10 protein-coding genes are annotated in these 11,908 nt (G+C 33.6%); all 10 read left to right on the top strand.

The genetic code is table 11. The features are described from left to right. The first annotated feature begins 2 nt into the window (after positions 1-2). Positions 3-1,139: a glycosyltransferase family 4 protein gene (locus IPN70_00635; protein ID QQS61430.1), complete on the top strand. Its 1,137-nt coding sequence runs from the start codon at positions 3-5 to the stop codon at positions 1,137-1,139. Positions 1,140-1,166: 27 nt separating this feature from the next. After that, entirely contained in the window at positions 1,167-2,369 is a 1,203-nt protein-coding gene (locus tag IPN70_00630; GenBank protein QQS61429.1) for an LCP family protein, read from the top strand. A gap of 23 nt (positions 2,370-2,392) precedes the next feature. Continuing rightward, positions 2,393-3,220: a glycosyltransferase family 2 protein gene (locus IPN70_00625; protein ID QQS61428.1), complete on the top strand. Its 828-nt coding sequence runs from the start codon at positions 2,393-2,395 to the stop codon at positions 3,218-3,220. Then, positions 3,174-4,460, top strand: coding sequence for a S41 family peptidase (locus tag IPN70_00620; GenBank protein QQS61427.1), 1,287 nt, complete (start codon positions 3,174-3,176; stop codon positions 4,458-4,460). The genes IPN70_00625 and IPN70_00620 overlap by 47 nt, the downstream gene beginning before the upstream one ends. A 22-nt stretch (positions 4,461-4,482) precedes the next feature. Beyond that, on the top strand, positions 4,483-5,622 hold the full coding sequence (locus IPN70_00615) for a glycosyltransferase family 4 protein (protein ID QQS61426.1): 1,140 nt from the start codon (positions 4,483-4,485) through the stop codon (positions 5,620-5,622). Between the two features lie 31 nt (positions 5,623-5,653). Next, positions 5,654-8,605, top strand: coding sequence for a DUF4012 domain-containing protein (locus IPN70_00610; GenBank protein QQS61425.1), 2,952 nt, complete (start codon positions 5,654-5,656; stop codon positions 8,603-8,605). 23 nt (positions 8,606-8,628) lie between these two features. Then, positions 8,629-10,293 carry a murein biosynthesis integral membrane protein MurJ gene (gene murJ, locus IPN70_00605; GenBank protein QQS61424.1) on the top strand — a complete coding sequence of 555 codons (1,665 nt, stop codon included), beginning with the start codon at positions 8,629-8,631 and terminating at the stop codon, positions 10,291-10,293. A gap of 72 nt (positions 10,294-10,365) precedes the next feature. Next, on the top strand, positions 10,366-10,548 hold the full coding sequence (gene rpmF, locus IPN70_00600) for a 50S ribosomal protein L32 (protein ID QQS61423.1): 183 nt from the start codon (positions 10,366-10,368) through the stop codon (positions 10,546-10,548). A 41-nt stretch (positions 10,549-10,589) separates the two neighbouring features. Then, positions 10,590-11,120 carry a transcription antitermination factor NusB gene (nusB, locus tag IPN70_00595; GenBank protein QQS61422.1) on the top strand — a complete coding sequence of 177 codons (531 nt, stop codon included), beginning with the start codon at positions 10,590-10,592 and terminating at the stop codon, positions 11,118-11,120. 91 nt (positions 11,121-11,211) lie between these two features. Next, complete coding sequence (rnc, locus tag IPN70_00590; protein QQS61421.1) at positions 11,212-11,907, top strand: ribonuclease III; 696 nt, start codon at positions 11,212-11,214, stop codon at positions 11,905-11,907. Position 11,908 lies beyond the last annotated feature (1 nt).

Genomic DNA, 11,908 nt, shown 5'->3' with positions numbered 1-11,908 from the left:
GTATGAAAATTGGATTAGATATCCGAAATGTAGGAAAGAATAGAACTGGTGATGAAACAGTATTTTTTCATTTAGCAAAATATCTTCCTCTGGTAAGCGAAGAAGACTCTTTTCGATTTCTTTTGGATGATCGAACAGAAGAAGAAATAAAAATCTTAGAAAATCGTTTAGGAGTAAAAGCTTTTAGAGATACTTCTTTGTATCAATGTGGAAATGGAAATAAATTTTTATGGAATGCTTTTTCTGCTCAAAATGCTGCAAGAAAATTAGATCTAGATATTTATCATACTCAATATATTCTTCCATGGGGGATACCAAAAAAGACAAAGATGATAACGCATATTCATGATATTTCTTTTGCACGATACCCCGAATATCTTTCTTACAAAGATAGATTTTTTCTTCAAACACTTATTCCAAAAAGTATTGAACGTTCTTCGGCGATTATTGCTGTTTCAGAATTTACAAAAGAAGAATTGATACATTATTATCGAATAAAATCTGAAAAAATATTTGTTATTCCTAATGCTGTAGAGGACGTATATGGACAAGATATTTCTACTAATTTTCAGAAAGAAGAAGTAAAAAAGAAATATATATTACCGAAAAAATTTATTTTCCACATAGGAACTCTTCAGCCTCGAAAAAATATACCATTTCTTTTGGTAGCATTTTCTCAACTTTTAAAAAAAATTCCAGATGTGGCATTGGTGTTTACAGGATCAAAAAAGTCGTATCATTTCGACACATCTATCGAGGAGACCATTATAAAATATAAGCTTCAAAAAAGCGTTCTCTTCCTGGGATATATCCCAGAGGAGGATCTTAAAATTATTATGGATCTTTCTGATACTATTGTGAGTGTTTCTCTCTATGAGGGCTTCGGATTACCTCTTCTTGAAGCAATGGCTCGAAATATTCCTCTTGTAGTTTCTGATATCCCTCCTTATAGAGAAGTGGCTGAAAATGCTGCCTTGTTTGTTCCCTTTAAAAAAGAAATATTGACGGAATCTCTTTATCGTGTCATCATAGACAAGCATTTTTCTCAGTCTCTTCGGGAAAAAGGTTCTGAGAGAAAAAAGCTTTTTAATTGGAAGAAATCAGCTCAAATGCTTGCGGAAGTATACCATAAAATGTAAGAGTGATTTTTATATAAATATTTTTTTATGATTTTAACAAGAACAAAGAAATTGCAAAATAATACCGATCAAAAGAAAGAAAAATTTTCTAAGAAAAAGAAAATAATCATTAGTGTAATAGCTGTATTTTTTCTTCTTTTGTTGGTGATCTTTTTTTGGTTTGGAAAAACAATTATAAAAATAGCTCCTAATGCTGGAGTTATGAATAGTCTCTTTCGATCATTGCCTGGCGTTTCTGATGAGCTTAAATCTACCGAAGAAGGTCGAACAAATATTGTCCTTCTTGGTATGCGTGGTTTGGGAGTTGAGGGGGGTGGACTTCTTTCGGATACTATAATGATAGTAAGTATCAATAAAACAGGGTCAGTTTCTTTGGTGAGTATACCTCGAGATCTTCAGGTGGCTGTTCCTGAAACAACGAATAGAGTAAAAATAAATGCTATACATACATTAGGAGAAGAGAAAGGTGAAGGAGAAGGTTTGCAATATATGAAAACTGTCCTTTCTGATATTCTTGGTCAAGAAATACATTATGCTATTCGTATTGATTTTAAAGCTTTTGAAGAACTTATCGATGCTCTTGGTGGTATAGAAATTGTTTTAGAAAATGAATTTATTGAACCATTACAGTTTCATGAAGAACGTGTTTGTGATGCAAATGTCTTCACTGTTCCTTCTGGGAATTATCAAGAAAAAATAAGTAAAAAAACTGGAAAAATAAGTGCTAGGTATCCTTTGTGTTATAACGCAGAAGAGGAATGCGGAGGTATTTTTAGAGTTCCAGCAGGAAAGAATACTTTAAATGGAGAGCAGGCTTTATGCTATGTTCGTTCACGAGTTACTTCTAGCGATTTCGATCGAGCAAGACGCCAACAAGAAGTTATTAAGCTATTAAAAGAGAAAGCTTTTTCTTTGGGCCTGGTTACTGATATAGATAAAGTAAATGCAATACTCGATGCTCTTGGAAATAATCTTAGAACGGATCTTCAATTGTGGGAAATGAAGAAGTTTTTTGAGTTCGTTCAATCTTTTCAAGATAAACAAGATATACCTCAAAAAGTTTTAGAAAATTCTGAAGAAGGTCTTCTTTATGCTCCTGAAAATACAGGAGACGCTGGATATATTCTTCTTCCTCGAGGGGACTCCTATGACCGTATTCGTGAAATGTTTCAATCATTTCTTCCTAAAGAAGATGGCGCTGTAGATAAAGAAAAAAGTTCTCAAAAATAATACAAAAATGAGAGTTTTATAATATGAAATATACTGTTGCTATCAATAGTTATAAGAATGCCCAGATGCTTTCTCGGTGTGTTCGAAATGCGATGTCTGCAACGAAAGGTCTTGAGGCGGAAATTATTGTGGCTGATTCTGAAACTGAAGAAGATACGGAAATGATGATGCGGGAAGATTTTCCAAATATTCACTTTTTCCCTCATAAAAAAAATGTTGGAATGGGAGCTCTTGCTAATTGTGGACTTAAACACGCTCGAGGAGACTACATTTTTTTTATTAACTATGATTCTATTATAGATCAGGAGGCTCTTATAAATCTCGGTATGTATTTAGATAAGAATCCGGATGTTGGATTGGTTGCACCAAAGGTTTTAAATTTTGATGGATCTGTTCAAAATACGCGATTTCGTTTTTATAGTCCCATAACGGTTCTTTATCGACGAACTTTTTTGGGAAAGCTTGCTTTCGCCAAAAAACATTTAGAACAATTTACAATGAAAGAATTCGGAAATGATGAAATTTCTGAACCTGATTGGATAATGGGATCTGCAATGATGGTTCGACGTAGGGAAGTGAAAAAAATAGGAGGTTTTGATTCTCGATTTTTTATGTATTTTGAAGATACTGATTTGTGTAGAAGATACTGGGAGATTGGAAAAAAAGTTATTTATTTCCCTAAAGCAAGAATTTATCATTTTCACGGAAAGGGAAGTGCAAATGGGGGGTTGATTCGATCGCTTTTATGGAATAAACTAACATGGATACATATAGATAGTGCGTTAAAATATTTTTGGAAATACCGTGGAAAATCATACCCAAGAAACAATGCAAACCTCCCCAAAGAATAAAGAAAGATTTCTTTTTTTACGATATTTTTTATTTTGGGTTATTCTTTTTATTTCATTTTTCGGTGTATATCGTTATGGATATACACAAGGAAAAGAAGGTGGTTTAGGAACATCTTTATCTTCTTTTGCTTTTGGAGATAATTCTTCCTGTAACCCTTCGAATTTTGACGCAGATTTTTCTTTATTTTGGAAATCATGGGATATTCTCAAGGAAAAATTTGTGGATACTAAAAAAATAAATAATCAAGAGATAATTTATGGTGCTATAGAAGGAATGTTCCATGCTACAGGAGATCCTTATACAACTTTTTTCGATCCTGAAGAAAATAAAGAATTTGATCAAAGTATATCAGGAGAGTTTGAAGGAATTGGTGCTGAATTAGAAAAAAAGAATGAATTATTGACCGTAGTGGCCCCGCTAAAAGAGTCTCCAGCTGATCGCGCGGGACTTCGATCGGGAGATATTATTATTGCTGTAAATAAAGAAGATATCACAGATATGGGCCTTGTGGAGTCCGTATCGAAGATACGAGGAGTAAAAGGAACGGAAGTCGTTTTGACTATTATTCGAGAAGGAGCGTCAAAAACGATTGATGTGAGTATAGTTCGTGAAACTATAAAAGTAGAGAGTGTTGTTCTGGAAATGCGTGATGATGTAGCATTAATTGAAATTCGACAGTTTGGAGAAAAAACACTTCAAGAATTTCGTGTTGCTGTAGGGAATGCTCGAATGGCAAATATGAAATCATTAGTTATTGATCTTCGTAATAATCCAGGAGGATATCTTTCTACAGCGGTTGAAATAGCAAGTATGATGATCAATCCTGGATCAATTGTTGTTATTGAAGAAGACGGAAGTGGAAAAAGAAATGAATTACGTTCAACAAAAACAACGGAGACAGAATATCTTTCTAAAATGCCAATGGTTATTCTTATTAATAGAGGGAGTGCGAGTGCTTCAGAAATTTTAGCAGGAGCTTTGAAACATCATAGAGAAGACGTTACCTTAATAGGAGAGAAAAGTTTTGGAAAAGGTTCCGTGCAAGAACTTGTTCCTTTGCCTCAAAAAACAGCTGCAAAAATAACAATAGCTAAATGGCTAACCCCTTCAGGTGAACATATAGATAAAGAAGGGATTTCACCTGAAATAGAAGTCCTCATGACAGAAGAGGATTATCAAAAAGATCGTGATCCACAACTGGACAAAGCTATTGAAACACTTCTTCCCAAGAAAAATTGAATCACCTCTTATTTTTTGTTCTATGCGAATAGGTATTGATGCGAGATTCTATGGAAAACTTGGAAAAGGTCTTGGTCGATACACACAACAACTTATTCATTATCTGGAATTAGAGGACAGAGAGAATGAATATTTTATTTTCTTGCGTAGTCAAAATTTTTCTGAATATATACCAAAAAATGATCGATTTCATAAAATTCTTGCCGATATTCCGTGGTATGGATTTCGAGAGCAATTTTTAATGCCGAAAATACTTCGAAGATATAAACTTGATCTGGTTCATTTTTTACATTTTAATGTTCCTATTTTTTATCGAAGAACTTTTGTGGTTACAATTCATGATCTTATTCTTCTTCGACACAGCACTCATCAAAAAAATTCAACATTATTTTTCTTTTTTTATATATTTAAATTTTATGCATATAAATATATTTTACGTACTTCCTTAAAAAGAGCTTCTCATATATTAACGGTGTCGGAATTTTCAAAGAAAGATATTATTTCTCATTATCCGTTTCTTCCAAAAGAAAAAATTACTGTAGCGTATCAACCCTTTTTTTCTCTTATAAAGAGAGATTTAAAAAATTCATCAGACTATTCAGATATATTGAAAAAATGTGGTATACTAAAACCGTATCTTCTTTATGTAGGAAATGCTTACCCACATAAGAATCTTTCGAATCTTATAGAGGCATTTCTTTCAATAAAAAGAGATGATATTTGTCTTGTTCTTGTGGGAAAAATAGATATTTTTTATAAACGTCTTCAGGAATTTTTTTCTGAAGCTATGGAAGAAAAAATTATTATATTTGTGGGGGAAGTAAGTGATGATATTTTAGATGTTCTTTATAGGGAGGCAAAAGCATTTACGTTTGTTTCTCTTTATGAAGGATGTGGCCTTCCTCCTTTGGAAGCAATGGCAAGAGGAATTCCTGTGATAAGTTCTCGAATAAGTGCTATGCCGGAAATTCAAGGAAGAGCATCTTTGTATTGTGATGTTAAGGATCAGAATTCTCTAGGGCGGGCAATGAGAATGGTTTTAGATAATGAAGATGTTCGAAATCGATGTATTCGTAGGGGATATGAGCAGGTGAAAAAGTATAAATGGAGGAGTTTCATTCATATAATTCATCGGGTGTACACACAAACATCGAAAGAGTAGAATAGTAAAAGAACAAGAAATATTACGTCTTGTGGAAAAGAAAAAGAAAATAGTGAATATCGATAGCATGGGCCCTAAAAAAACTCAAAAGAGGGGTTTTTTCTATTCTCAAAATGATATTTCCTTGAAAAAAGAATTGGTCTCAAATGAAAAAGAAATAATAAAATTGGAAAAAACGAAAGTTATAAATCGCGAGATAATTATTTCTAAAGAAAATAAGGAAGAGGAAAATAAGAAAAAAATTATTTTTAAAGGTATTCGAGTTGGAGCGGATACTGATATAGAGAAATTATTTCAGATTAAAGAGCAAAAAGTAGAGGAGAATAGAGTGATTTCAAAGAAGGCTCTTGAAAAAAATGAACACAAAATTAAGATTGTTCATAATCTTAAAAAAGAAGAAAAAACTATAAAGAATAAAGTGTTTTATAGTGAAGAAAAAGATAGCATCTTTTCTCATGAAAGAAAAGAAGTATCGTTGTTGAAAAAAAAGAAGATTCTTGAAAAAAATATTTTTTCTTCAGAAGAAATAAAAATTCAAAAACCCGAATTTGAGAGTATAAATAAAGAATGGGCTTTGAAGAAAGGGGAAAATTCTTTGAAAAGTAGATCCTCGAAGCCTTCTCTGGGCTTAAGAGAAACAGGATATTTTTTTGGAGGAATTCCTGTTCCACCTCCCAAAGAATTAAAAAAGGTATCCCTTTTCTCACAAGTAATCCAATCGAAGGAGCTAAAAAAAGAAGATAAAACAACACTTCCATGGAAAGCGCCCTCAATCTCTTTACCTAAACCAGAGAAACGTTCACTTTTCTCACTTTTCAAGAAAACCGAGAAAGAACACAAGAAAGAACTTGCAACATTTCCTATTAAAAAAATAACCCCAGAACTTTCCCTTAAAGAAAAGAAGAAAGAGAGTATATTTTTAGGTTTTTTTAATGCAAGAAAGTATTTTTTGAATAAATCCTCAATACAATCTTTTTATAAAAATAAGAATAAGAGAATAAAAAAAAGAGAAAATTTTTCTTTCTTAAGTATAAAACCTTTTGCACTTTCTTCAGCGGTTGTATTTATTTTTGTATTTTCAGGCATTTTTCTTTTCAGAGGACTCGCTTTAGAGCAGTATGTTTTGGGAGTGAGTACAGAAGGTTTGGACGATGCTATGTTTGCTGTGGAAAAAATGAAAGAACTCGATTTCCTTTCATCCGAAAATTATTTTAATGATGCGGGGAAACAATTTGAAAATCTTTCTACTCAATTTAATGATTGGGCTGGTATTCTTGGGGGATCTTATTTGTCTATACCTTTTATTTCAAAAATATCTTCGGGAAAAAGTGCCTTGGAAATTGCAATGAATTTGTCTTACGCAGGAAAAAGTATGAGCGCTTCGGCGAGACTTTTGTTGGAAACAGGAGATGCTATTACATCAAAAAATCCAGAAGACACAACATTTATTGTTTTTTTGGAAGAATTTTCAAAAAATATTGCAGAGGCGCGTTTATATCTTGTTGAAGCTCAAAAACAGACTGAGAATATACAGATAGATCATTTACCAGAGGAAAAGCGAGAATTATTTCTTCTTCTCAAATCATCTCTTCCTGAGATTATTTCTTTAACAGATCATTATGTTGAGAATATGGAAGCATTTTCTGATATGGTAGGGGCTAATGGTCCTAGAAAATATCTCTTTCTTTTTCAGAATACTCATGAAGTGAGAGCTACTGGTGGTTTTATAGGAAGTTACGGTTTTCTTGATGTTGAAAAGGGACATATCCGAAAGTTTTTTGTGGACGATGTTTTTAATCCTGATGGTCAGCTTCGAGTAGATACCATCCCTCCTGAACCTATAAGAAAAATTAGCGCTGGATGGAGTCTTCATGATAGCAATTGGTTCCCACATTTTCCTCTTTCAGCAGAAAAAGCAATGTATTTCTATGAAAAAGGAGGGGGACCAACCGTGGATGGTGTTATTGCTATTACGCCAAAAGTATTAGAGCGATTATTGCAAATTTCAGGCCCTATCGATATTCCAGAATATGAGGTGACTATTGATGCTGAAAATTTTATGGACCTTATTCAATATGAAGTTGAAGAAGGTTATGATCCAAAAGAAAATCGTCCAAAAAAAATCCTTGGTGAGCTTTCTTCACTTCTTATAGAAAAATTATTCTTGAATGTACGTGAAGAGGGGGTTTCTGCTATACTTTCCTTAATGATTCATTCTTTGAGTGAAAAACATATTCTTTTGTATTCACGAAACGAAAAGATCCAAACTCTTTATGAATCTTCCGGTTGGTCTGGCGATATTTTAGAAACGGATTATGATTATTTAAATATTATTCATTCAAATATTAATGGCTTTAAAACAGATAAGGTTATAGAAGAAGATGTTCGACATGAATCGAAGATTATGGAAGATGGATCTATTCAAAACACGGTATCCATACATCGAAAACATAATGGAGGAGATACGGAGTATCAATGGTATAATGGTGTTAACGCTGATTATCTCCGTGTATACGTACCAAAAGGATCTCAATTAATTTCTGTTACGGGACATACTCGAGAAGCAATCCGAAATCCACTTGATTATAAAACGCTAGGCTTTACTTCAGATGAAACCGTTTCTCACATTGAATCTACTATGATACGGGATGATTCAGGGACTCAAATTTTTGAAGAATCTGGAAAGACTGTTTTTGGAAATTGGGTTTACGTGAGTCCAAAAGAAGAAGTAACTGTTACGTATACGTATATTTTACCTTTCCGAGTTCAAGAAAAAAGTTCTCAGAAGATTAAATCTTTTTCTTTACTTGCACAAAAACAATCGGGAAATATGGGAAGAAAATACTCCTATACTTTGCAATATCCAGAAAAATGGGATATTTTATATAGAAATAAAAATATCGAAGAATCAAAAGAAGGGGAACTTATAGGAAAAACCTTTGATTGGGATACGGATATGTTTTTTGGAGCTGTTTTTGAATAAATCCCTAGGATAGGAGAATAATAATGATTCATAGAATTTTTTTCTTAGATTGGTTTTCTCATTTTTCTCGGCCGATATCTACAGTAGCCGGAGCTGCTTTGATTTTGGCTATATTCGGAATATTAAGTCGAATTCTTGGGCTTATCCGAGATAGATTATTAGCTTCTACTTTTGGAGCTGGAGACGTTCTTGATGTTTATTATGCATCATTTCGAATCCCAGATTTTCTTTACGGAATACTTGTTTTAGGTGCTTTAAGTGCTGCTTTTATACCTGTCTTTTCGAAAATTTATGCAAAAGATGATTTTGAAGAAGCATGGAAATTAACATCCGATTTTCTTTTGCTTTTGGTTGGGGCTATAACTTTTTTTGCTTTAATTTCTTTTCTTTGCATGCCTTTTTTCGTTTATGCGGTAGCTCCTGGTTTTTCGGGGCAAAAATTGGAAGCAACGATAGAACTGACAAGAATAATGCTCCTTAGCCCAATATTTTTGGGTGCGAGTGCTGTTTTTGGGGGTGTGCTCATTTCTAAGAGATCATTTCTTGCTTATGCGATAGCACCAATTTTGTATAATATTGGAATTATTTTTGGTATTCTGTTTTTTTCTGAAAAATTTGGGTCTTCTGGTCTTGCTTGGGGTGTTGTAATGGGATCGATACTTCATTTTTTTATACAGGCAATATCCGTTGTTCGAAGTGGCTATCGTTTTCAATGTCCTTATGCATTTCCATGGAAAAATCCAAAAATAAAAAAGATATTACTTCTTATGTTTCCTCAAATTTTTTCGATTGCATCTTCACAAATACATTTTTGGATAATTACTTTATTTGCTTCAATAATGGTATCGGGATCTCTTGCTGTATTTAATTTTGCTAATAATTTTCAAAGTATTCCTTTAGCTATTATTGGAGTATCTTTTGCTGTTGCTGCATTTCCAAAATTAAGTGCATCTGTTGATGAAGAAAATATGGAAAATTTTCGACATATTTTCATAGGAACTGCACGTCGAATATTATATTTTGTTATTCCTGCTTCTGTTTTCCTTATTTTACTTCGAGCAGAATTAGTTCGAGTTGTTCTTGGTTCCGGAGTTTTTAATTGGGAAGATACAACAAGAACATTTCAAGTTTTAGGCCTTCTTTCTATAAGTTTATTCGCACAAAGCCTTCTTCCTCTTACTATACGCGCTTTTTATTCTCTAGAGGACACAAAAACGCCTTTCTTTGTTGCTCTTTTTTCGCAATGTATAAATATCATAGGCATTCTTTTAACATGGAAAATATGGGGTGTTTATTCTTTGGCCATTGCTTTTTCATTTGCGAGTATCGTTCAAATCTTTCTCCTCTTTTTCTTTTTAAGAAGGCGTGTGGGGAGTGGCTGGATGGATAAAAAAACTGGCGTATCTTTAAATATATTTCCTATGCTTTTAGCAGTTTTTGTTTCGGGAGTATGTGTTCAGATTATGAAATTGTTTTGGGGAAGTATCACTGACCTTAATACTTTTTGGGAAGTTTTTGGACGTCTTTTTTTTGCTGGTTCAATTGGGGTTATAGCATATATAATAATGAGTCATTGGCTTCGTATTGAAGAATTTTGTGATTTTCGAAAAAAGGTTTATTCTCGTCTTTTCGGTAAGGCAAAGACATTAGCGCTTGTTCGAGAAGAGGGAGACTTACGTGAAATGTAAGGAATATTTGAGATATTGCTTTTTTGAAAAAGTATGTTATTATGTCTTTGAAATGTTAATTTAAGCGAATCTATGTCAGTACCAAAAAGACGACACACGAGTTCAAGACGTGATAGAAGAAGAAGCCATAATAGCGTGCTTAAGACCCCTAGCGTTGTTCCCTGTAAGAGTTGTGGTTCTAAAACAGTTCCTCATCGAGCATGTGTTGAATGTGGAACTTATCGTGGACGACAAGTTATTTCTAGCAAAGAATAAATTGTTTTTTGTAATATTTAGTGGTATAAGTTCTTTATTTTATGGCAAATCGCCATCTCCAACGATCCTTAGCAATGCAATCTCTCTTTGAATGGGATTTTTATGCTTTGCTAGGAAAGAATCGTGAAATGAAATCCATTTTGAGTCGAAATGTTGAACAATTCGCTCCTGGCGTAGAAGATTCAGATCTTGCAGGAAGAATTGTTTTTGGAGTTATTGAAAATATTTCTCAAATCGACGTATTTATATCTAAATGCGCACCTGAATGGCCAGTTGAAAAGATTGCGGCTGTTGATAGGGCGATTCTTCGTTTGGGTATTTATGAATTGCTATTTGGAAATTATGAAGAAGTTCCACCTAAAGTTGCTATAAATGAATCTATAGAATTAGCTAAGACATTTGGAGGGGATAGTTCATTTCGTTTTGTAAATGGCGTTTTGGGAACAATATATCGAGAAATGGGAGAGCCTATGAAAGACGATGATTCTCAAAAGAACAGAGAAAGACTTGAAAAAAAAGGTATCTTTACTATTAAATCGGAAGATCCTTTACAAAAAGAAGAGAGTGAATAAAAGAAAAGTTTTTTAATCAATTTTTTTTGAAAAACATTTGTTTATCTGTTGGCGCATGGAAATCAAGCGCGAGCTGAGAAACTTTTTAGTTATGACAAAGAAAGATATACTTGTTTATTTTGAATCTTTTGGTGTAGAACCAAATAATATTGACCTTTATCAACAAGCAGTTACTCACCGATCATACCTTAACGAGAATCGTTCGTATGCGCTTGATCATAATGAACGATTGGAATTTTTGGGGGATGCTGTCTTAGAGTTAGTAGTGACGAGATATTTATATGATACCTATCCGAATCCTGAAGGAGAAATGACTTCTTGGAGAGCTGCTTTGGTTTGTGGTGAAATGTTATCAAGTGTTGCTAATAGTCTTAATATAGAGCCCCAACTTCTTATGAGTAGAGGGGAAGCAAGGGATGTTGGTCGAGCGCGACAATACATTCTTGCTAATGCTGTGGAAGCCATAATCGGAGCTATTTATTTAGACAAGGGTTATGAAGAGGCGAAAAAATTCGTTGAACGTTTTATCATATCTCGTTTGGCTGAAGTTTTAGAAAAAAAGCTCTATTTAGATTCAAAAAGTTATTTCCAAGAAAAAGCTCAAGAAATAGTGGGTATAACTCCCACGTATAAAGAACTTTCTTCCAATGGACCGGATCATGATCGGGTTTTTGTCGTGGGTGCTTATCTCGGAAATGAACTTATTGCTGAAGGGGCGGGCCCTTCAAAACAAGAAGCGCAACGAAATGCCGCTCGATTAGCTTTGGAGAAAAAGTCATGGCTTTAAA

This window comes from Candidatus Moraniibacteriota bacterium (assembly GCA_016699795.1).
Classification (GTDB): domain Bacteria; phylum Patescibacteriota; class Minisyncoccia; order Moranbacterales.
The sequence above is the reverse complement of the archived record's forward strand: the minus strand, read 5'-3'. Positions and strand labels throughout refer to the sequence as shown.